Source organism: Paenibacillus azoreducens, assembly GCF_021654775.1.
Lineage (GTDB): Bacteria > Bacillota > Bacilli > Paenibacillales > Paenibacillaceae > Paenibacillus_AQ > Paenibacillus_AQ azoreducens.
On record NZ_AP025343.1, the window covers coordinates 3,115,823 to 3,138,240 of the forward strand.

General features: G+C 48.9%; 22 protein-coding genes. 20 read left to right on the forward strand and 2 right to left on the reverse strand.

Annotation, left to right across the window (positions count from 1 at the left end; all coding sequences use genetic code 11):
* Window positions 1–144 precede the first annotated feature (144 nt).
* The 6 genes from L6442_RS13610 (at window position 145) to L6442_RS13635 (ending at window position 7,609) form a co-directional block, all read left to right on the forward strand.
* On the forward strand, window positions 145–1,491 hold the full coding sequence (locus L6442_RS13610) for an extracellular solute-binding protein (RefSeq protein WP_212977369.1): 1,347 nt from the start codon (window positions 145–147) through the stop codon (window positions 1,489–1,491).
* Between the two features lie 92 nt (window positions 1,492–1,583).
* Window positions 1,584–2,474, forward strand: a complete 891-nt coding sequence (locus tag L6442_RS13615; protein WP_212977370.1) for a carbohydrate ABC transporter permease — start codon at window positions 1,584–1,586, stop codon at window positions 2,472–2,474.
* A 56-nt stretch (window positions 2,475–2,530) separates the two neighbouring features.
* Window positions 2,531–3,367: a carbohydrate ABC transporter permease gene (locus L6442_RS13620; protein WP_237100385.1), complete on the forward strand. Its 837-nt coding sequence runs from the start codon at window positions 2,531–2,533 to the stop codon at window positions 3,365–3,367.
* Between the two features lie 88 nt (window positions 3,368–3,455).
* Window positions 3,456–5,273, forward strand: coding sequence for a sensor histidine kinase (locus L6442_RS13625; protein ID WP_306436668.1), 1,818 nt, complete (start codon window positions 3,456–3,458; stop codon window positions 5,271–5,273).
* Window positions 5,251–6,444: a response regulator gene (locus L6442_RS13630; protein WP_212977372.1), complete on the forward strand. Its 1,194-nt coding sequence runs from the start codon at window positions 5,251–5,253 to the stop codon at window positions 6,442–6,444. Before L6442_RS13625 ends, L6442_RS13630 begins: the two co-directional genes overlap by 23 nt.
* 118 nt (window positions 6,445–6,562) lie before the next feature.
* On the forward strand, window positions 6,563–7,609 hold the full coding sequence (locus L6442_RS13635) for a serine hydrolase domain-containing protein (RefSeq protein WP_212977373.1): 1,047 nt from the start codon (window positions 6,563–6,565) through the stop codon (window positions 7,607–7,609).
* Window positions 7,610–7,679: 70 nt separating this feature from the next.
* Here L6442_RS13635 and lexA read toward each other — a convergent pair whose 3' ends face one another.
* Complete coding sequence (lexA, locus tag L6442_RS13640) at window positions 7,680–8,306, reverse strand: transcriptional repressor LexA (protein ID WP_194233017.1); 627 nt, start codon at window positions 8,304–8,306, stop codon at window positions 7,680–7,682.
* Window positions 8,307–8,532: 226 nt separating this feature from the next.
* On the opposite strand from lexA, the gene yneA reads away from it, so the two are divergent.
* The 5 genes from yneA (at window position 8,533) to L6442_RS13665 (ending at window position 11,252) form a co-directional block, all read left to right on the forward strand.
* On the forward strand, window positions 8,533–8,916 hold the full coding sequence (gene yneA / locus L6442_RS13645) for a cell division suppressor protein YneA (RefSeq protein ID WP_212977374.1): 384 nt from the start codon (window positions 8,533–8,535) through the stop codon (window positions 8,914–8,916).
* Window positions 8,917–9,018: 102 nt separating this feature from the next.
* The gene (locus L6442_RS13650; protein ID WP_194233015.1) at window positions 9,019–9,204 is read left to right on the forward strand and encodes a DUF896 domain-containing protein; all 186 of its coding nucleotides are present in this window, start codon (window positions 9,019–9,021) and stop codon (window positions 9,202–9,204) included.
* A gap of 44 nt (window positions 9,205–9,248) precedes the next feature.
* Window positions 9,249–9,791, forward strand: coding sequence for a hypothetical protein (locus L6442_RS13655; RefSeq protein WP_212977375.1), 543 nt, complete (start codon window positions 9,249–9,251; stop codon window positions 9,789–9,791).
* 30 nt (window positions 9,792–9,821) lie between these two features.
* Window positions 9,822–10,616 carry an HAD family hydrolase gene (locus tag L6442_RS13660; RefSeq protein WP_212977376.1) on the forward strand — a complete coding sequence of 265 codons (795 nt, stop codon included), beginning with the start codon at window positions 9,822–9,824 and terminating at the stop codon, window positions 10,614–10,616.
* Window positions 10,617–10,841: 225 nt separating this feature from the next.
* Window positions 10,842–11,252 carry a FixH family protein gene (locus L6442_RS13665; RefSeq protein ID WP_212977377.1) on the forward strand — a complete coding sequence of 137 codons (411 nt, stop codon included), beginning with the start codon at window positions 10,842–10,844 and terminating at the stop codon, window positions 11,250–11,252.
* A 100-nt stretch (window positions 11,253–11,352) separates the two neighbouring features.
* Here the strand turns inward: L6442_RS13665 and L6442_RS13670 are convergent, their stop codons facing one another.
* Window positions 11,353–11,895 carry a 1,2-dihydroxy-3-keto-5-methylthiopentene dioxygenase gene (locus tag L6442_RS13670; protein WP_194233011.1) on the reverse strand — a complete coding sequence of 181 codons (543 nt, stop codon included), beginning with the start codon at window positions 11,893–11,895 and terminating at the stop codon, window positions 11,353–11,355.
* Between the two features lie 169 nt (window positions 11,896–12,064).
* Here L6442_RS13670 and metH point away from each other — a divergent pair, with 169 nt between their 5' ends.
* From metH to L6442_RS13715, 9 genes are all read left to right on the forward strand, one after another.
* On the forward strand, window positions 12,065–15,508 hold the full coding sequence (gene metH, locus L6442_RS13675) for a methionine synthase (RefSeq protein WP_212977378.1): 3,444 nt from the start codon (window positions 12,065–12,067) through the stop codon (window positions 15,506–15,508).
* Between the two features lie 293 nt (window positions 15,509–15,801).
* A complete protein-coding gene (rnz, locus tag L6442_RS13680; protein WP_212977379.1) occupies window positions 15,802–16,731 on the forward strand; it encodes a ribonuclease Z in 930 nt (309 codons plus the stop codon).
* Between the two features lie 411 nt (window positions 16,732–17,142).
* Window positions 17,143–17,946 (forward strand): TIGR01457 family HAD-type hydrolase, encoded by an 804-nt coding sequence (locus L6442_RS13685; RefSeq protein ID WP_194233008.1) that lies wholly within the window; start codon window positions 17,143–17,145, stop codon window positions 17,944–17,946.
* A 71-nt stretch (window positions 17,947–18,017) separates the two neighbouring features.
* Window positions 18,018–18,833 carry an Fpg/Nei family DNA glycosylase gene (locus L6442_RS13690; protein ID WP_212977380.1) on the forward strand — a complete coding sequence of 272 codons (816 nt, stop codon included), beginning with the start codon at window positions 18,018–18,020 and terminating at the stop codon, window positions 18,831–18,833.
* On the forward strand, window positions 18,823–19,686 hold the full coding sequence (locus tag L6442_RS13695) for a deoxyribonuclease IV (RefSeq protein WP_212977381.1): 864 nt from the start codon (window positions 18,823–18,825) through the stop codon (window positions 19,684–19,686). The genes L6442_RS13690 and L6442_RS13695 overlap by 11 nt, the downstream gene beginning before the upstream one ends.
* Window positions 19,687–19,827: 141 nt before the next feature.
* Complete coding sequence (locus tag L6442_RS13700) at window positions 19,828–20,169, forward strand: cyclic-phosphate processing receiver domain-containing protein (protein ID WP_212977382.1); 342 nt, start codon at window positions 19,828–19,830, stop codon at window positions 20,167–20,169.
* The gene (locus L6442_RS13705; RefSeq protein WP_212977383.1) at window positions 20,166–20,486 is read left to right on the forward strand and encodes a thioredoxin family protein; all 321 of its coding nucleotides are present in this window, start codon (window positions 20,166–20,168) and stop codon (window positions 20,484–20,486) included. The genes L6442_RS13700 and L6442_RS13705 overlap by 4 nt, the downstream gene beginning before the upstream one ends.
* Window positions 20,483–21,256, forward strand: coding sequence for an ABC transporter ATP-binding protein (locus tag L6442_RS13710; protein ID WP_212977384.1), 774 nt, complete (start codon window positions 20,483–20,485; stop codon window positions 21,254–21,256). The genes L6442_RS13705 and L6442_RS13710 overlap by 4 nt, the downstream gene beginning before the upstream one ends.
* A 6-nt stretch (window positions 21,257–21,262) precedes the next feature.
* A complete protein-coding gene (locus L6442_RS13715; protein WP_212977385.1) occupies window positions 21,263–22,315 on the forward strand; it encodes a 23S rRNA (cytidine(2498)-2'-O)-methyltransferase RlmM in 1,053 nt (350 codons plus the stop codon).
* Window positions 22,316–22,418: the final 103 nt, after the last annotated feature.

Consider the following 22,418-nt stretch of genomic DNA (forward strand, 5'->3'; position numbering starts at 1 on the left):
CCAATGCGGTGCTTCGCTCCGGGTTTCTAATTTACATTGGCTGGGATCTATAGAAATCAAACCTAAAACCTGAAATTCACACCTCCCGATTATTGGCATTTCCCTGCATAATGGTTTCATACCAAACAAAAAGGGGACGAAAAAATGGCGAAGATGTCTAAATGGTTAAGCCTGGTCATGGCAGGTACGCTGGCCCTCAGTTTGACAGCATGCGGCGGCGGAAGCAAAACCGATGAAGGAAGTTCTTCCAATGCATCGGGAACATCCGGCAACACGGATTCGGCAAAAGAAAAAAACATTACGATTACGTTCCAAAATATTTACCCGGATCCAACCGATCCGAAAAACAAGCTGATGAACAAGCTGGTCAAGCAATATGAAACGGATCACCCGAATATTAAAATCGAACTCGACTCGCTGAACACAGACCAACAGAAGCTGAAGCTCAAAACGCAGGCTGCATCCAAGGAAATTCCCGATATCACGGTCGTCAACCCGGCCGCGCAAATGCAGCCTTTTGTTGAAGCAAAGCTGCTTGCGCCGCTGAATGATATGCTGGATCAAAACGGCCTGAAAGATACTTTCCAGGATGGGCTTCTCGACTGGTACAGCTTTGATGGCAACACCTATGCCCTGCCGGACGGCAACAACATTGCGGTTGTGTACTACAACAAAGAGCTTTTCGATCAAGCCGGCGTGAAAGTGCCAACGACTTTTGAAGAAATGCTTGATGTGGTAAAAACATTGAAATCCAAAGGCATCCAGCCGATGGCGATCGGCGAAAAAGACAGCTGGACCGGTTCATTCCTGTTCATGAACATGCTGCTCCGCACGAATAACGGCCCTGGATTCCTGAAAGACGTTATAGATAAAAAGAAAACGTTTGAAGATCCAGCGTTCATCGATGCGGTAAACGCGTTCCAAAACCTGGTTCAGGCTGGAGCTTTCCAGGAAGGAGCAACTTCCTTCGATTACAATGCCGGGGAAAACCTGTTCAAAACAGGCAAAGTGGCGATGTATTTCATGGGTACATGGGCAACGGGCGGAATTGAAACTTCGTCGGTAAACGGCAAGGTTGGCGTCTTCAAATTCCCGACGATCGGTGGCAAAGGCAATCCGGACGAGTTCATGTTGGCACCTGGAAGCGCATTCGCCATCTCGGCTGACAGCGAACATCTGGAAGAAACCAAAGCATTCCTGAATTGGTTTATGCGGAGCTTCCCGAAAGAAGCCTTTGAAGCCAAAGGCGCGGTAGGCATCGGTCAAAAAGTCGACGGCGACTTTAAAGCTGCCGGATACTCCGATATGGCCATGGAAGTGCTCAATCTTTTCAAAGAAGTGAAGGGCGGCGATCTGGCGTTCGACAACACGATGAATCCGGGTACGGCACAAGTTCACTTGACAAGCATCCAGAATCTGTTTGCTCAGAAAAAGGATGCGGCCGAAGTTGCCAAAGAGCATCAGGCTGCATTTGAAGCCAATAACAAATAAGCATGACCGTGAAGAAGGGAACGCGTGCGTGAAGGCGGCATGCAGTTCCCTTCAACTCCATATAGACCATCCTAAAGAAGGAGGGGTTAGTCATGAACGTGCTGAAGGTGTCCCGCCTGACGATCGCCGCGTTTGTACTGCCTTGTTTGATCATCTATGTTGGTATCGTTTTTGTGCCGATTATCGTGTCCATGTACAGCGGTTTGCTGGATTGGAACGGGATCGGGGAGGCAAAGTTTATCGGTTTTGAAAATTTTAAAAATCTGTTTTTTCATGATCCGGTATTTTGGCCATCCGTACGGAGAACATTGATGTTTGCCGTCTTTTCCATGGCGGAAATTCCGCTCGCGCTTCTGGTGGCGATTTTGCTGCGGCGGTATGTTCGTAGACCCAACATCCTGGTTTCCACGTATTTTTTGCCTGTCATTTTGTCGGTTGTCGTGGTTGGGCAGTTGTGGAAAACGATCTATAACCCCGCATCGATGGGAGGCATGCTGAATCAGGTGCTGACTGCAATCGGGCTCGAATCCTGGACGCATTCATGGCTGACGGATCCGGCGGTTGCGATGTATTCGCTTTATTTTGTGGCGTTATGGCAGTACCTCGGTTACCATACGCTGATCCAATACACGGGGATATTAAATGTTCCGGAAGAAATTTACGAGGCAGCAAAAATAGACGGGGCGGAAGGTTTTACGGCCGACCGGTATATTACGTTTCCGAACATTATTCCAATCTTCAAAATCTCGATTGTTCTTGCTTTTATCGGTTCGCTGCAGGCATTCGATATGGTGATGGTCATGACGGGCGGCGGCCCGGCGCATGCAACCGATGTGATCTCGACGCATATGTACAACATGTCCTTTTTGTCCATGAAATACGGTTACGGAAGCTCGATTGCCGCGTTTTTGGTCATTTTGTGCCTGGCGGCAACGTTCCTGATCAACTTCATATTCAATAAACTGGAGAAACGCTTCTCGTAAAGGAGGAAATCGCCATGAATACTAGCTCGGCAGTTAGTTTGAACAAGCGGACAGCGATGGCCCGGCGCGGACGGTTTTCCATTGCGAAAACAATCGTCATCCTGTTTTTATCCATCCTTGTGGTGACTCAGGTATATCCGCTGCTTTGGCTGGTCCTATATTCACTGAAAACGAACGAAGAAATTTTATCAGGCAGTTTTTTCGCTTTGCCGCATTCGCCGCAGTGGAGCAACTATAGCGCCGCGCTGGAAGGAAACTACGTGCGGTATCTGCTGAACAGCCTGTTTGTCACATCCGTTACCATGGTGTCGGTCATTTTACTGAGTTCATTATGCGCATATGCCATCAGCCGCTTCCGCTGGCGTTACGGACAAGTCGTGATGCTGCTGTTCCTTGTCGGGATGATGATTCCGATGCAGGCGACGCTGCTGCCGCTCATGATCATTTTCAAAAACATTCATGTGCTGAATACGCATCTGTCGCTTATTCTGCCGTATGTCGCTTTTTCCATGCCGATCGCGGTATTTATCTTAAGCGGGTTTATGAAATCCATACCGCATGAGATCGAAGAGTCGGCGGTGATCGACGGCGCGAGCATTTGGCGGATTTTCCGCAGCATCATTTTGCCTGTATCCGTACCGCCCGTGATGACGGTTTGTATTTTGACTTTCATTAATATATGGAATGAGTACATTTTGGCCGCAACCTTTATTTCAACGGAAAAACTTAAAACGCTGCCGTTTGGCGTCAACAGTTTTGTCAGCCAATATTCCGTCAACTACGGCGCGATCGGGGCTTTTCTCGTGCTGGGCGCGCTGCCGGTCATTATCATCTACTTCCTGCTCGCGGATAAAATTACGCAGGGCATGGTGGCCGGGGCGGTAAAAGGCTGAATCCTTGGCAAAATAATGCTCAGGGCAAGCGGCGAGTATGCTAAAATGGACTTGAAATGTCGATGGTTGAAAGGAGACCGCATCTTTTGTGAGAAGCTTCCGATCCATACGCAACCGCTTGTTCCTTTTGTTTATGGGATGTATGACAGGTATTTTAATCGTGATGAGCATTTTGTATTATAACCGGACACTCACCATCATCCATACGAAAGTAAGTGATATCGCCGAAAAAAATATTTCGCAAACCGCCGGTCTATTTAATTTGATGCTTCAAGGCTACAACAGTTTGTCCAAATCGCTGAACAGCAACTATGAGTTGACCCGCCTGCTGCAGGAAACGGCATCCAACCCTGCGGTTGCGATCATGAATGAGCGGATGATCACAAATATAATTGGAGCGGCCTACTATTCGCGGAACGAAGTGGTAGGCATTCATATTTTAGCGGAAGATGGCAAGGTATACAGCTATGAAAGGCAATTTGCCGGCGTGATCGACAACAACTATGCCCAGACCGAATGGTATAAAAAGCTGGGGGAATCCTCCGGGAACATGGTGTGGTTGGGACTCTATCCAGGTTCGCCTATCAATACGATGCAGCAGCGAAATAATGTGTTTGTGTTTGGGAGGAAGCTGTACGACCTAACCTCGCACAAAGAGATTGGAATTTTGGTGATCGAAACCAATCCATCCCCGATTATGGAAGCGCTATCTAATGTAAGTATCAGTCCGGGAACCAAAGTGTATATTTTGGATGAAAATCGGAAAATTATCGCTTCATCCGAGCAAAAATATACCAAACGCCCGGAACTGGATAAGCTGCCAAAGCCCTCCCGGGACGAGAAAATCGTGGTCGACAACACCTCAAACCAGTTAATTGTGGCTGCAGGCACTTCGATGGCCGGATGGACCATTTATGGGTTAACGCCCAAAAGGGATATCCAGGCTGAGGTCTATCAAACGACGAAATTTTTGATCATTGTGGTGGTGCTGTTGATCGTATTGTCTACGCTGCTGGCTTCGATCGTCTCACGCAATATTGCTTCGCCGTTGAAACTGCTGATTCGCGAGATGAAAAAGGTTGAGATGGGCAACTTCAGCGGCCGCGTTAACGTCAATTCTTTCGATGAGATTAACAGTCTGGTGTCGTCATTTAACCGGATGGTGCAGCGGATGGATGAACTGATCGAAACGATCAAGATTTCCACGGTCAGCGAAAAAAATGCGCAGCTGCAAGCGCTGCAGTCCCAGGTTAATCCTCATTTTTTGTATAATACGCTGGATATGATCTACTGGATGCTGGATGAGCAGGAGAACGAACAGCTAAGCCGGGTGGTGTTGTCCCTGTCGCAAATGTTCAGATACAGCAGTAATTGGGAGGAAGCTTCACGGACAACGCTTGGGCGCGAACTGGAGCAGATTCGGCATTACCTGACCATCATCGAGACAAGGCTGGACGGAAGGTTGCAAACGGAAATGGCCATCGATGATAAGTGGCTCAATGTGACGCTCCCGAAAATGACGCTTCAGCCGATCATCGAAAACGCCGTTAAATACGGACTTGAGCCGCTGGGCGGCCTTGGGGTTTTGAAAGTAGGCACGGAAGCTCATGGGAACAAGCTGCATATCAGGATTGAAGACAATGGAGTCGGTATGGATGCATCAACCTTGGAGAGAGTACGCGTGTCACTATCCCATAAACCGTTTTCGGAAACGATGATCTCCATGGAGTCCGGGACAAGACGCGGCATCGGGCTGCGAAATGTCCATGACCGGTTGGTTATGATGTTTGGCGAAGCTTACGGCCTGTTTATCGATAGAGCCAGCAAGCAAGGTACGACCGTTGAGATTATCATTCCGATTCCGCCGAAGGGGGAGAATGAACATGAACATATTGATCGTGGATGACGAGAAAGTGATCCGGGAAGGCGTCAAGCGGACGATTCGGAAAGCTTTCCCCGGACATACCGTTCATCTGGCGGCGTGTCCGGATGAAGCGGCAAATATCCTGAGAAACGGAAATATCAACGTCGTGCTGACAGACATATTGATGCCGGGAATGACGGGGCTTGAGTTCATGCAGCTGTCGCAAAACCGTTATCATCATATCAAGTGGGTCATCATCTCCGCTTATTCGGAATTTGCTTATGCCAAGGAAGCGATGAAACTCGGGGCCCGGGATTATTTGCTGAAGCCGATCGGCAAGGACATGCTGGTGAGCATGATTACGGAGCTGGGCGAAGAGGTGGAGCGGGAAGCCGAACTCGAACAGGAAGCCCAAATGCTGCGCCGTAATTTGAAATATTTGCGGGAGGGGGTGTTTCAAAGATGGGCGATGGGGCTGGATATCGGCAACATGGACATTGCCCCCTTCGTGGAACGGCACCCCAGTTTTCAATTAATCCTTGTCAAGATTGAAAGCGAGGATGCGGTTCATCTTGAGCATTTCATTGTGGAGAATGTGCTGACCGAATTGATCGAGCGGTTTGGGGAAGGTTTCGTGACCAGTCTGAACGGGAAAAGTTTGCTTGGCCTGATTACGGTCACATCCGAAGACGGGATGAAAAAATTAAGCGATGAGCTGCGGATGCATCTCAAAAAATATGTAAAGATGCCGTTTCAAATCCAGCTTTCGGAAGAGATCCGGGATTTTAACAGCATTCCGAAGGTTATCCGCCAAATGGGACGCGATCCGGGAACGCTTGAATTCGATTATTACGCGCCGGGAGGAAATCGGGCGATCGAAGTGGCTGTACAATATATCCGGGCGAATTACAATGCCGAACTGACGCTGGAAAAGGTGGCGTCTGTTGTATTCCTGAATCCGGCCTATTTCAGCCAGGTGTTTAAGCAGAAAACGGGCAGCGGCTTTAAAGAATATGTCATCGGATTGCGGATAGATAGAGCTGTCCACTTGCTGGAGCATACTCAGCTGAAGCTGGCTGACATCGCGGAAAAGGTGGGCTATCAGGACGTAAAACATTTCACGCAAGTATTCCGTAAGCGCATGAATGTTACGCCGACGGAATACCGGCAGCAGGCAGCCGCGGAAACCGGCATAAGCAGGATATGCACATAAAGCTTGGGGATTCTTCAATTTTTTGCGCCCCTAATCGCGTGATATTGAAATCATCGAACAAATGTTCTATAATTGTATTGTTATTGTTCATGATGAGCCAGTGAGAGGGGACGCACAGATGAAGACGGATGATTGGAATGTCGCCGAGCGGATGAAAAAAGCGAACACACCTGGATTAAGCGTGGCATTTATCGATCACGGAAGATTAAACTTTCAAGGACACTGGGGGAAACTGGCTGTTGGGGACGAAGAGAAGGTACAGTCCGATACGTTATTCAATGCATGTTCAATCAGCAAATTTGCCGCAGCGATGTTAGCCCTTGTATTGGTGGAAGACGGGACTCTCGGACTGGACGAGAATGTGAGCGATCGTTTGCTTGCCTGGGGAATACCTGAACATTCGGAGTATGATTACATGGGAATTACGCTGCGCAGGCTGCTCAGCCATCAAGCCGGTTTTGCCGATCCGGAAGGAAGTTATGGCAAATATTCCAGAGAGCATGGTGTTCCCTCCATGGGGGAGCTATTAAGAGGAAAGACGGATTATAGCCAAGAGCCAGCCTCTTTAGTGGCGGAGCCCGGGACGCGTTTTGTTTATACGGATACAGGTTATTGCATCATCCAAGGGCTAATCGAAGATGCAACCGGTGAACCTTTTGCCAAGGTGATGCAGGACAAAATATTTGTACCCTTACATATGAACCACAGCAGAATCGTTGCATCGGATTTGGATATCTGTACAGGGTCAGCCGCAGGACACAACAAGCATGGTGAACGGCTGCTTACGCCGTATACTGTGTACCCTTTCCCAGCGGCCGCCGGCCTGTGGTCAACTCCATCGGATTTGGCATTCTTATTGATGGAACTTTTGGATTCTCTTCATGGAAAGGGGAAGCTTGGCATTTCCGACCGGATGGCGGCTGAGATGATCACGTCTCAAGGCTGTTTCCAATGGACGGGGCTAGGCGTATTTTTGGATACCGTGAATAATCGGCTGGAGTTTTCGTCTCTGGGCTGGGGAATGGGATATCAATGCATGCTGATTGCCTATCCGGATACCGGCAAGGGAGCGGTGCTGATGATGAATGCGGACCCGGGAGTTCATCAGAATCAAAGTTTGCTTGGACAGTTGGCAGATTTGTGGCGGCACGAGCAATTCGGGTAGCAGACAAAGAAAGGCCCTTGCTTCTCCAGCCGGAGGAACAAGGGCTTGTACATTTTGTAAACAGCACTGATTAATGAATATCCCGGAACAAGCCGACAACCTTGCCGAGGATCGTCACATGGTTCAGGCGAAGAGGCTCATAAGACGCATTCTCCGGCTGCAGACGGATGTGATCCTTCTCTTTATAGAAAGTTTTCACCGTAGCTTCATCTTCGTCAGTCATTGCTACTACGATATCGCCGTTGTCAGCGGTCTGCTGCTGGCGAACAATAACATAGTCGCCGTTATGGATGCCTGCCTCGACCATGCTATCTCCAACAACCGAAAGCATAAATACTTTCTCTTCACCGACATAATGTTGGGGAAGAGGAAAGTAGTCCTCAATGTTCTCCGTTGCGGTAATCGGTACACCAGCGGTCACCTTGCCGACTACCGGTACTCTGGCGACAGTATGCGTAAACAGGTTGCTGCTCTCGGACTCCTCCTGACCCAAAATCTCAATGGCGCGAGGTTTGGTAGGGTCTCTGCGGATTAGCCCCTTCTTCTCAAGTCTATCCAAATGACCATGTACGGTAGAACTAGAAGCCAAACCAACGGCTTCGCCAATCTCTCTGACGGAAGGCGGATAACCCTTGGCCCGCACTTCGTTTCTGATAAATTCCAATATTGCCTGTTGGCGGCTAGATATCTTCGACATTCCCCATCAACCCCATTAGTAACGTTTGGTAAAATTATAACATAGAACTACCGTTCGTACAAACACAAGTTCTAAAAATTTGGAAACATTTGAAATAAGTCCAGAAATGGTTCGCGATCCCCAATTAAAAAAAAGGGGAACAATCGTTCGAAAAAACTATTGTGCAAAACATGTGTTCGTGTTATATTGTTTTCATACAAGAACAAATGTTTGGAGGAATCGAACCATGTTAAAATACACTACATATCAAAGTATATATAATAATGAAGTTTCGGCAGTGACCGGCAGCAGCAGTTGGAGACCTGTCGAACGTTTGCGGGGCTTACAGATGATGTTTGAACGACGCTTGCTCATGAAACTCGTGCTTGCTATTATGATCATGGTCGCCGGCGGCACCGGCATGGTGCGCGTTTTTGCCGGCTCCGCTCATGATGAAGTTCCAATGGAGAAGGTTGTAGTTTCCAAAGGGGATACGCTTTGGGAGATTGCGCGTGAGTATAAACCTGAGGGAATGGACACCCGGGCCTATATTCAAATCATCAAGAAAGTAAATCATTTGAAATCGGCCGGAATCGAAGCCGGAGATGTACTTTCTCTTCCTATCTATTAATTGCGGTTTTGCCAGAAGAGCTTGGTAAGGTTCATACCTTGACAAGCTCTTTTTCTCATGGCAAAGTTAGGTATGAATTGATGAATGGAGGAGTCGCTTTTTATGGATATTGACAGCTTAGTCCAGCGGATTAACGAGCTTGCCCGCAAACACAAGGAAACGGGCTTGACGAAGGAAGAAACCGAGGAGCGTGCGAAATTGCGCGAACAATACCTTCAGAACGTCCGCCGTAATTTTAAGGCTCAATTGGAGTCGATCGAGTGGGTCGAAGACCAGAAGGATCGTTAGGCGCAACTAAAATAAATGAATAAGATGTTTAAGGGGGAACAACTATGTCCCGTTCCTGGGAAAGAATGGTACAAAAAAACTCATCTCAACTAAACAAGCAGCGCAAGAAGCAAGGCAAACCTTCCCTTTCTTCCTCAAGCGGCTCGGCTACGGCCGACATTTTTAAAGGACGGAATTATGTCCTGCCTATCACTTTGGTGGCACTCGCGGCGCTTTATTTATGGCTTGGCCTAGCCAGCCAGCAGCAAGCCATGAATTCATCATTATCTTGGATTGTGGTCGTGCTGTATGTTTTGCTCGCGCTGGTTATTTTCCTGCGCCGTCCATTTCTCAAAGTGGACAAAAACTCGCTCTCAACAATCAAGTTTAATCGCGACCGGCGCCTTACCTCTGACCAGATTGAGAAGATTAAGGTCGGAGCCGGCTCCGTAGTCATAGAAATGAAAGGAACCAAAGACAGAAAAGGCAGAGTCAGAAAAGGCGGAAATTGGGTGTTTACCCGCCTTATCAATCGTTATGACACCGACGCCATGAGTGAGCGCCTGGAGCGTTTTGCCAAATCATTTAATATTCCTTTTGAAAAATAATAGACATGACATGGGAGAGGGATGGGGATTATGGGAATAACCGCTGTGTTTTTTGATTTGGACGATACGCTTTTATGGGATGAACGGAGCGTGAAGGAAGCTTTTGAGGCTACCTGCCAAATTGCTGCCGCCAAGACCGGCATCGATGCCGGGGAACTTGAGGAAGCGGTTCGGCGCGAGGCGCGCGTTTTGTACCAAACCTATGATTTTTATGAGTTTACGACTATGATCGGCATCAGTCCGTTTGAGGGTCTGTGGGGCAAGTTTAATGTAGGAACACAGCCTGAATTCCTTCGTATGGCGGAGCTGATCCCGGAGTACCAGAAGGAATCCTGGCGGCGTGGGTTAAGTCATCTTGGAGTCGAGGACGAGGAACTGGCTCAGCTGTTGGCCCGGAAATTTGGTGCAGAGAGACGACTGCGCCCGCATGTGTATGAGGAAACCTACCAGGTGCTTCAAGAACTAAAAGGGCGCTATAAGCTTTTGCTCCTTACGAATGGATGCCCGGGATTGCAGCAGGAAAAGCTGGATGGCGTGCCGGAGCTGTCGCCTTATTTTGATGAGATAGTCATCTCCGGAAAATTCGGCAAAGGGAAACCGGATCAAAGCATTTTTGAACATGCGTTGTCCAAGTTTGGCATCGCTCCCCAGGATGCGGTAATGGTAGGCGATAAACTTTCGACGGATATCAAGGGTGGACTTGCTGCAGGATTGACGACGGTTTGGATCAACCGGAACGGTAAGCCATACCATTCCAACATCCAGCCGGACTACGAAATCAAACATCTGTCTGAATTGCATGGCATTTTGGCAAAATTGGGTTGAACTATGGATTTTCTACGATGAACAATGAAGTCTGCATTGGCGAGCTTGCTCCTTAGGCAGGCTTTTTTATTGAGGTAAAGGTTATTTATGTGTTTATGGTGTGATATTTGTCACAATTTTGTGAACTGCCTGATGTTTTGACAAAGATAAAAGCATGTATAATAGATAAGGTCCGGCAATCATCACATACATAATGTTGGGAAATGATATAAGGAGTGACAGCGGATGAGGAGGAAATTTTGGCTGACAGGCGCCGTTTTGCTGGTCATGTTAGCTTTAGCCGGTTGCGGCAGCAGCGGGCATGACGGGATGAATATGGATGAAGGCATGATGGAACCGATCAAAGTGGATTTAAGCTGGACTCCGGAACAGGTAAAGGTGGGAGAAAAAGTGTCCATTGAGGTTCAGGTAACCCAAAAGGATAAAAAGGTTGATAAGGCGGATGAAGTCCAGATTGAAATCATTAAAGAGGGAGACAGCAGCGTCCATGAAAAGACGGAGGCTGCAAATGCGGGAGAAGGCAAATATGTCTTAGAAAAAACCTTCGATAGCGCCGGTACCTATAGCATTACCTCCCATGTTACGTATGGCCCTCAGCATTCCATGCCAACCAAAAAGCTGACAGTACAGGATTAAACAAAAAAGCTTGAAACCCAAAACCCCCGTCCTTAAAGCCAAGGAACGGGGGTTTGTCGCTAAAACATTCGTATCATGAATATTTAATGGAATAAAACAATTAAGCCTTTTGGAAATCCGGATCTTCAATTGGGTAAGCAACCCAGCCGTTCTTTTCAATAAAGAGACGCACGGCGATAATTTTGCGGTTGTCCATCAGGGTGAAAAAGTGGTTGGTGTTTTCGGGTACGGAAATGACGTCGCCGGCTTCCAGTTCAACGTTAAAGTAACCGAGGTCGCCGCTGCCTTTAATGACGAAGATGCCTTTGCCGCCGACAATCGCGCGAATCTCGTCTTCCGTATGTGTGTGAACTTCCTCAAATTTAGTTAACAGCTCTTCCAAGTTCGGCGTCGAGTCCGACAAAGTAATGACATCCCAGATTTGATAACCGCGGCGGGCGGCTAAATCGCGGATCTCTTGATCATAAATGCTCAGGATCTGATTTTTTTGCTCATCATTTAATTGAAAGTTATTTTGAAGCTCGGCAGGCAGTTTGGCTGCATCCCATTTTTCATATAACACATTTTGGTTATTCAAGAATTCACGAACATTATCTTCGCCAGTGATTCTTTCGTTCGTATTACGGATAACAATTTCCGCCATTTGTTAATCCCTCTTTTCCACTTGGTTTAATTCATATTATAGCGGGTGTTCTTCTGTTTGTCGATGCGTTTCTTTCGATAAAATCAGGGCTTGCTGCCTTTTCTGGCACTTTTCTAATGCGTGGGATTCTGTTAAACTAGGATTTAACGTTTTGCGGGGGGGAGATAAAATGAACAGACCTGGCTTGCAGGAATTGATGAAAGAACGAATATTGATACTAGACGGTGCCATGGGTACCATGATACAGCAGGTCCAGCTCGGTCCCCAGGATTTTGGTGGAGAAGAACTTGAAGGCTGTAATGAAATGCTGGTTCTTACGCGCCCGGATGTCATTGAAGGCATTCATGAAAAGTATCTGGAAGCGGGAGCCGATTTGATAGAAACCAATACCTTCGGCGCAACTTCCGTTGTGCTGGCGGAATACGATATACCTGAAAAAGCAAGAGAAATCAACTTAAAAGCTGCTGAAATCGCCCGCAGGGCCGTCGATAAGTTCAGTACGCCGGACAAGCCTAGATATGTCATCGGGGCGATGGGACCAACGACGAAAACCCTTTCCGTAACGGGCGGCGTAACCTTTGATGAGCTGGTGAACAGCTACGAGGAGCAGGCTTTGGCTTTAATTGAAGGCGGCGCCGATGCGCTGCTTCTGGAGACAAGTCAGGATACGCTTAATGTAAAGGCGGGAAGTATCGGGATTCGCCAGGCAATCGACAAGAGCGGTATCGCCTTGCCGATCATGATCTCCGGTACGATTGAACCGATGGGAACAACCCTTGCGGGACAAAATATCGAGGCTTTTTACATTTCGCTTGAGCATCTGGATCCGATCTCGGTCGGTTTGAACTGCGCCACGGGGCCGGAATTTATGCGGGATCATATCCGCTCCTTGTCGGCCATGGCCAAAGCGGCTGTCAGCTGCTATCCGAATGCCGGTCTTCCGGATGAAAACGGAAATTATCATGAATCGCCGGATTCGCTCGCCCGAAAAATGGAGGATTTTGCTCAGCAGGGCTGGCTCAATATTGCTGGCGGATGCTGCGGTACAACGCCGGACCACATCCGCGCTTTAGCCGAGGTGATGAGCCGGTATCAACCGCGCCCGATGGTAGGTACACATGCTCCGTCCATTTCCGGTATCGAACCGGTCTACATTGAGCAGGATAACCGCCCATATATGGTCGGAGAACGGACAAACGTGCTCGGATCTCGCAAATTCAAGCGCCTGATTGTGGAAGGGAAATTTGAAGAGGCTTCCGAAATCGCCCGTGCCCAGGTGAAAAACGGCGCTCATGTAATCGATGTTTGCGTTCAGGACCCTGACCGTGATGAAGCCGTAGATATGCAGCAATTTTTGGAGTTGGTTGTCAAAAAGGTCAAAGTGCCGCTGATGATCGATACAACAGATGCGGAGGTCATCGACCTGGCCCTCAAATATTCGCAAGGGAAAGCAATCATTAACTCCATTAATCTTGAAGATGGTGAAGAAAAATTCGAGCGGGTGACGCCGTTGATCCACAAATACGGTGCTGCCGTCGTCGTCGGGACGATTGACGAAACCGGACAAGCGATCAGGCGCGAGGACAAGCTGAAAGTGGCGGAGCGTTCCTATAACCTGCTTGTGAATAAATATAAGCTCGCACCGGAAGATATCATTTTTGATACATTGGTCTTTCCGGTAGGTACCGGAGATGAGCAGTACATCGGATCGGCGAAGGAAACGATTGAAGGGATTCGTTTGATCAAAGAGGCGATGCCGGAATGCCAAACCATCCTCGGCATCAGCAACGTATCTTTCGGTCTGCCGGAAGCCGGACGCGAGGTGCTTAATTCGGTCTTCCTATATGAATGTACGAAAGCTGGGCTCGATTACGCGATTGTCAATACGGAAAAGCTGGAGCGTTACGCTTCCATTCCGGAGGAAGAACGCAAGTTGGCGGAGGCTTTGATTTATGATACGAATGACGAAACGCTTGCTGCATTTGTCGCTGCATTCCGGAACAAAAAAGTGGAGAAGAAAGAAAAATTGTCCAACCTTTCGCTGGAAGAGCGCCTCGCTTCTTATGTGGTAGAAGGTTCTAAGGAAGGTCTGATTCCGGATCTGGAAGCGGCTTTGCAAAAATACGGTCCGCTTGAAATTATTAACGGTCCGTTGATGGACGGAATGGCGGAGGTAGGTCGCCTGTTCAACAACAATGAGCTGATCGTTGCCGAAGTGCTGCAAAGTGCGGAGGTCATGAAAGCTTCCGTTTCGTATCTGGAGCAATTTATGGAGAAAAACGAATCTTCCGTCAAGGGCAAGATGCTGCTTGCTACCGTAAAAGGCGATGTGCATGATATTGGAAAAAACCTGGTAGAAATCATCCTTTCCAATAATGGTTACGAGATTGTCAATCTGGGCATCAAAGTTGCTCCGGAAACGATTATCGAGGCATACCGCAAGGAGAAAGCGGACCTGATCGGCTTGTCCGGCTTGTTGGTCAAATCCGCGCAGCAGATGGTTGTTACGGCGCAGGATTTGAGAAAAGCGGGCGTGGATGTGCCGATTATGGTCGGCGGTGCGGCATTGACGCGCAAGTTCACGAAAACCCGCATCCGTCCGGAATATAACGGGATGGTTCTATATGCGAAGGATGCCATGGATGGTCTGGATTTGGCGAATAAATTAATGGATCCGGCGCAGCGAAGCTTGATGGCTGAGGAAATGAAGGCGGAGCTTGCGGCCATGGCAGCGGAAGAAGAGAAACCTAGAGTGCTGCCGGAACTGACGCGTGCGGCGAAATCCAGCGTTTCGACCGATGTGCCTGTTCATATTCCGCCGGATCTTGAACAACATATTATTCGGAATTACCCGATCAACCATATTGTTCCATATATGAATATGCAGATGCTCCTTGGGCATCATCTCGGTTTGAAGGGACAAGTGGAACAGCTTTTGGCCGACGGCAATGAAAAAGCGGTCGAACTGAAAGCTACCGTAGATAACTTGCTGAATCAGGCTGCCGAGGAAGGGATTATTCAGGCTCATGCGATGTATCGCTTCTTCCCGGCACAGTCCCGAGGCAACGACATCATCATTTATGACCCTGAAAATACGTCGAAGGCGCTTCATACCTTTACGTTCCCACGGCAGAATGTCGCACCGTTCCTCTGCCTGGCCGACTTCCTGAAATCGGTTGACAGCGGACAGATGGATTATGTTGGATTTTTGGTGGTGACGGCTGGCCAAGGCATCTCCAAGCTTTCATCCGAGTGGAAAGATCAAGGCGATTACCTCCGTTCGCATGCCCTTCAATCGGTTGCGCTCGAAACGGCTGAGGCGTTAGCGGAACGTGTGCACCATATTATGCGGGACAGTTGGGGCATCCCGGACCCGGCGGATATGACCATGAAGCAGCGCCACGGGGCCCGCTATCAAGGCATCCGCGTTTCTTTCGGTTATCCTGCTTGTCCGGATCTTGAGGATCAGGAGCCGCTGTTTAAGCTGATGAAGCCGGAAGATATCGGCGTCCAGCTTACGGAAGGCTTTATGATGGAGCCGGAAGCTTCCGTGTCGGCGATGGTATTTGCCCATCCTGAAGCGCGTTACTTTAATGTAGATAAGGCAAAGTGATATACTATATCTTATAGAGGTTGTTCAAAAAGTCCGCTTTTGATAAGAAAACCAATTTCTCGGTGCTGAAAACCGTCCTTTTTGAACACGCACTTATAGATAATGCGAGCAAAAAATCCTCCGATTCAGGAGGTTTTTTTGCCGCTGAAATCCGCATATTACATAAAACAGGGCATGTCTTCCTGTATGAAGCGCCTGTTTCCAATATCGGAAAGACTTGAAGATTTGCAAAATCGCAAGAGATCGCTGCAACCGGTTTTGCATAGTCTTATATAGAAAGAAGGTTGCTAGTTATGGAGCTTGAATTTTTGGGGACCAATGCTGGGGTTCCCTCGCTGCAGCGGAACGTGACGTCGATAGCTCTGCGCATGTTCGAGGAACGGAGGGCGTTTTGGCTGTTTGATTGCGGGGAAGCGACGCAGCATCAGATCCTGCGATCTTCATTAAAGCTCAGCAAATTGGAGAAAATCTTTATTACCCATTTGCATGGAGACCATATTTTTGGCCTACCTGGCCTGCTGTCCAGCCGCGCTTATCAGGGCGGGACAACCAAACTGACCGTTTACGGCCCGCCGGGATTAAAACAATATATTGAAGTGAGCCTGATGCTCAGCCAATCCAGAATCGAATATGAGCTTGAAGTGATTGAGCATACGGGCGGGATTGTCTTTGAAGACGAGGATGTCACCGTCGAATCGCTTCTGCTCGATCACCGGATCGACAGCTACGGTTACCGTATTGCCGAGAAAGACAAGCCGGGCAGCCTGGATTTGAAACGGCTCGCTGAATACGGTTTGAAGCCGGGACCTGCATACGGCCGCTTGAAAAGGGGAGAGAGCATCGACCTGGGAAATGGGAAAACCCTGCATCCCGACGATGTGCTTGGCCAGCCTAAAAAGGGACGTATTGTCACGATTCTGGGAGACACCCGTCCATGCGATAATGTGATCGAACTGGCGCGTGATGCCGATTTGCTTGTGCATGAAGCCACCTTTATGCATGATTTGAAAGAGTCGGCATATAACTATCACCATTGCACATCCATTCAGGCGGCCGAAGCCGCTGTCGCCGCAGGCGCCAAGGAACTAATCCTTACCCATTTCAGCTCGCGGTACAAGGATCAGGAACATCTTCAGCCGCTGCTTGATGAAGCTCAGTCTGTGTTTCCGAAGACGCTTCTTGCCGAAGAATTCATGCTGTTTCCCGTACTAAGGCATACATAAGCGGCGGACCAGGAAAATGAGGAAATGCTGATGATAATCAAAGCTCCTTAGGGAGCTTTTTTCTTTAGATGCCGTATGCCGGGGGAAATGAATTATTTTCCGGGAAAGCGCAGGAAATGACATAAGATTTCAGGCGGAAGCTGCAGGGGCAGCGTTAAACGTACATCTTTGACGAACTTCGCAGAAAAAAAGTTTAAATCGTCGCGATGGCAAGTTGATTTTCGTTCATTAGTTGCGGCTTTTCTTCAATTTTCTTAAAATAGAACTGGCGTAAAGCGCGGAAATGACAAGTATTTCTCGCTTTTGGCGCACATAATGAACTGTATAACGGTAAGATCTGAAGAAGATGTTATTATGATCATAAGATGTATTCGTACTATCATGAGCATTTCGGGAAAAGAGGACGCGGTTATGACTACATATCAGGAAAGCAAAGGTTTGTTGATCGACCTTGACGGGACACTTTATCACGGCAAGCAGCGCATCCCTGGCGCAGATATACTGATCCGGACCTTAATGGAAAGAAATATCCCCTATTTGTTTGTAACGAATAATTCTTCCAGGACAGCCGAAGGGGTGGCTTCACATTTGAATGACTTGGGCATTCCCGCAGCACCGCACGAGGTATGCACTTCTGCGCTTGCTGCTGCCAAATACATTGCCCAGGAATCTCCCGGAGCTGCCGTGGCTATGCTAGGAGAAGAAGGACTCCGTCAGGCGCTGCTCGAGGCAGGACTTCATATTGTGGAGGACAACCCGCAGTTTGTGGTTCAGGGAATCGACAGATCCTTTACATATGAAAAATTGATGAAAGCCGTCGCCTGGATACGCGAAGGGGCGGTATATGTGCTCACGAATCCGGATTTGCTGCTGCCTTCGGATAATGGATTCTTGCCCGGTGCGGGTTCTTTGTCAGCCTCCATTCAGGCTGCATCCGGCGTAGAGCCTATTGTCATCGGCAAACCGTCTGGTCATTTGATGACTTTTGCTACAGAACGGCTAGGGATATCTCCGTCCGATGCAACGGTGGTGGGGGATAATATGCGAACAGACATTACTGCAGGGGCGCAAGCCGGGTGTCAGACCATTCTGGTCTTGACCGGGCTTACAACACCGGAAAACTTGGACAAACACATAGAGGCGGCAGGATTCAAGCCGGACATGATCTGTAAAGATCTTTATGAACTAAAGGATTGGTTATGTTCTTGCGAATAAATCGATGAAGAGAGAGTATAACGAAAAACGTTTTTTCAATAAAGCTTTTTTACGAAAGGGACGATGTAGAGATGCCGGAATTCCCGGAAATGGAAAACTACCGAAGAATGCTTTCCGAACAAATTATCGACCACCCGATATCGCATGTTCTTGTCAACAGGGAAAAGTCGGTGAATGTGCCTGCGGAGCAGTTCGCCAAAGAACTTGCTGGGCAACGTGTCATTTTTGTGGAAAGACGGGGGAAACACCTGATCTTCCATTTGAATAGCGGACGTCGTTTGCTGCTGCATTTGATGCTGGGCGGCATGCTGTACTACGGAACGGAGGAGAACCGCCCAAGCCGGAATACGCAGATCGAAATCGAATTTGGACAGAAAACGTTATATTTTATCGGTCTTCGTCTCGGATACCTTCATCTGCTGTCAGCCAAAGAAGTGGATGAAATTTTCAAACCGCTCGGACCGGATGTGTTTGACCGGAGAATGAACAGGGAACGTTTTGCCGAACTGCTGAAAGGCCGTCGCGGTGCTTTGAAAAGCCTGCTGGTAAACCAGCATGTCATTGCCGGGATCGGCAACTGCTATGCGGATGAAATCGCATTTGAAGCGGGTCTGCTGCCGTCGGCACAAATCCAGGATTTATCCGCAGAGACAATTGACAGGTTGTATGAGGCCGTCGTTCGGGTTTTGACGGATGCCCTCGCGCATGGCGGTTATATGGAAACCCCATTTATGGAAAGTGATACGCTGACCGGAGGGTTTGATGAAATGTGTAAAGTCTATGACCGTGAAGGGGAAAAATGCAGCCGCTGCGACGGTGTCATCCATAAAATCGAATTGTCGGGACGCAAAGCTTTTTTCTGTCCGTCCTGCCAGCATGAGCATTAAAAGACTTATCGGATGCCATGTAAGCACCCGCGGCGGCTTTGGGAGAGCGGCCAGGCGGGCCTGGGACATGGGAGCCAAATCATTTCAGTATTTTCCGAAAAATCCGCGCAGTTTGGCGATCAAGGAAGTGGATGCCGCGGCTGCGACGGATTGCTTTCGTTTTTGCCGGGAAAAAGGGATGCCGAGCATCGCCCATACGCCATATCCGGTCAATATAGCTATCGGAGACACCAAAGGCGCTGCATTGTATCAGGCGACGGTGGCTTCGCTTCAAAATGATCTTACCATCGCCGAAGCTTGCGGGTCTGTAGGGATTGTCGTTCATTTCGGCCATCTGAAAAGCAGCGACCCGTTACAAGGGTACAAAAATATAATACAATGTTTAAATGAAACGCTTGCCGGATGGCAGGGAAACGCTAAAATTTTGCTTGAAAACCAAGCGGGACAACCCGGATCGATGGGCATTACGCTTGAAGAATTGGTTTATGTCCGGAATCTGGCCGATGAGCCGCATAAAATCGACTTTTGTTTGGACACATGCCATGCCTATGCTTCCGGCGTCTGGGTTCCCGGTCAAACCGAACGTTTTCTGGAACGCGGGCACGAGCTTGGATATTGGCAGATGCTTGCGGCCGTTCATTTTAATGATTCGAAATATCCTTCCGGTTCGGGTAAAGACCGTCACGCCCGGGTCGGTGAAGGCAATATCGGAACGGAGGCCATGCTTCGGCTGATTTTGTCGCCGGAATTTGAGGGAAAACCTGTCGTGTTGGAGACGGAGCCAGGGCCGGACAGGACCCATCGGAATGAAATCGAATATATATATGCCTGCATCAACGACATAAAAAAATAGGCTATAGGTGCGTATTCAAAAAGGCCGGTTTTCAGCACCGAAGCTTATGCTTCCGATGTGCGTTTTTTCAAAACGCTTCAGTTGGATGAAGCTAGGGACGTTAGGAGCGGAGCGTACGGCAGTAGGGGAGGGAGAAGAGCTGTGATTCATGTTTATCTGGATGATCATCGGCGCTGCCCGCAAGGTTTTGCGCTTGCGAGAAACGCTGAGGAATGTTTGCTGATGCTGGAAGAATGCGAAATTGATATTTTGTCGCTGGATTTCGACCTGGGACCCGGTGAACCGACAGGCGGGGACGTTGTACGGGGAATGATCGCCAGACAGCTGTTCCCGCGGGAAATTTACCTGCATACCTCCAGCATCTGGGGCAAAAAGGAGATGTACGAGCTTCTCTACCAAGCCGTTCCGGCTCATGTGAAGCTGCATAACGGGCCGATGCCGCAGGATTTGGTCGAGCGTATCTCCAGAGAGGTGAAACGGTGAGAGTTTTAAACGAACATGAGCTGCTGGAGGAGTTGTGGAGCAAGGGCAAGCCTGTGGCTGTTTTCCTTCATACCCCATTTTGCGGGACCTGCAAAGTAGCGCGGAGAATGCTGGAGGTTGCCGAGTATCTGCTGCCTGAAGGTTTACTGGCCGAGGCGGATGTGAATATGCTGCCGCATGTGGTCGCGCAGTATAAAATCCGCAGCGTTCCCGCATTGCTTCTGGCTGACGCCGAGCGCTCCGGCAAGCCGGAACTCATTTATTCCATGGGCTCGGTTGAAGATTTGTTAGCTCATATAAGGGGAGTGCTTTCATGATTTCAATGCGGGATGTGTCGCTAAGGAGAGAAGATACGCAAATTTTGGATCGGATCAATTTGGAAATCAGGCAGGGTGAACACTGGGTAATATTGGGCCGCAACGGCTCCGGGAAAACCACGATCCTCGAAATGCTAACCGGGTATCTTTTTCCGAGCGAAGGCAGAATTAAAGTGATTGGGAACTTGTACGGAGAATGCGATGTGCGTGAGGTACGCAAGGAAATCGGCTACATCAGTCCGAGCTTGCTGGAGAAGCTCAATCTAAGCGATCCGGTGTGGGAGGTCGTGGCTACGGGGGCGTATGCGTTTTTGCGTTTCTATCAGGAGATTCCCGCAGACGTGAAGGAAAAAGCACTGAAGCTTCTGCATGAAATGAATCTCGGTAAACTGTCCGATCACCCGCTCGGTACCCTGTCCCAGGGCGAACGGAAAAAAGTGATGCTGGCCCGGAGTCTCATGAGTGATCCGAAGCTGCTGATCATGGACGAGCCCTGCGCGGGTCTGGATTTGTACGAACGTGAAAAAATGCTGGCCGAGGTCCAGCGGCTCGGCGGACGGGATATTACCGTGATATACGTAACGCATCATGTGGAAGAGATCATGCCGGTGTTTACGCATATTGCTTTGATCCGGGAAGGTAAATTGGCCGGTTCGGGTCCCAAACGTGAGGTACTGAATGATGAAATGATAAAACAAACCTATGATATTCCGGTCCGGATCGATTGGGACGGCGGTCGGCCTTGGATAAAAGTGGTTTCTGGAGGGTAATCCGTTTTGGATGATAAACAATTGACAAATGAACTATCCGGGACAACTTCCCGGTTTATATGCACAGCCAATCATGGTTTTGCGCCATATGCCCAGGAGGAGCTTCGCCGCAGATTCGGCAAACTGAAAAGCAGCGTGTTAGTTTCGGGCGAGGTTATTCTGGTGACTTTGTTTGAGGATGCGGAAAAGGCCGTAGATTGGATTGTCTCCAATCCGCCGATCTTTTTGCGCCATATTCAGCCCGTGCAGTTGGAACTGCATGCGGACCTTGAAGATACGCTTGAGCAGACGGTCCGATTTTTGCTTCATCAAAACCATCTGCATGGAGCAAAGCTTGCCTTACAGGTCCGGAAGTCGGACCAGAGCGCATTTGCGGAAAGCGCGGGCCAGCTGCGCGAGAAGATTCAGGAAATGCTGTCCGGACTAAACGCCGAGTTTGTTGTGCGCGATGCCGAGTGGGTCATTTCTGTTTTTGCGGCAGGGGATATGCTGTATATCGGCGTTTCGGAACCAAGGTTCAACCTGTCCGACTGGAGTGGGGGAGCCATCCGTTTTCAACGGGAGGATGGCCAAATATCGCGCGCAAAATTCAAATTGCTTGAAGCCGAGAGCAGCTTTGGCATCGACTTCGGAGCGTTCGGAACCGCGCTTGATATCGGCGCTGCGCCGGGCGGGTGGACCTCGTTTCTGCTTGAGCGCGGTTTGCGCGTGACTGCAGTGGACCCTGCACAGATGCATGAATCGCTGCAAAACAATCCCGCTTTGCGGATATTCAAGAAAAACGCTTCGGAAGTCAGCTTCAAAGATGGCGAATTCGATCTGCTCGTTTGCGATATGAGCTGGAGTCCGAGACAAATGGTCAAGCTTGTTGCGGAATTGCTGCCGAGCTTGCGGCCAGGCGGAACGGCCATCGTCACCGTCAAGCTGATGCATAAAAAGCCGATGGCGCTGATCGACGATACAATCGCGTCATTCGAAGCGGCAAGCATGCAGGTGCAGCGGGCCAAGCAGCTGTTCCATAACCGTGATGAGATTACGTTGTATATGATTAAATATTAATTATATAATCTAATTCACGTAAAAATAGTTCTTTACACAATTATTGCCAATGGTCTATAATGATACCAAATTAACCAATTAGATGAATCGAGGGAAAGCATCC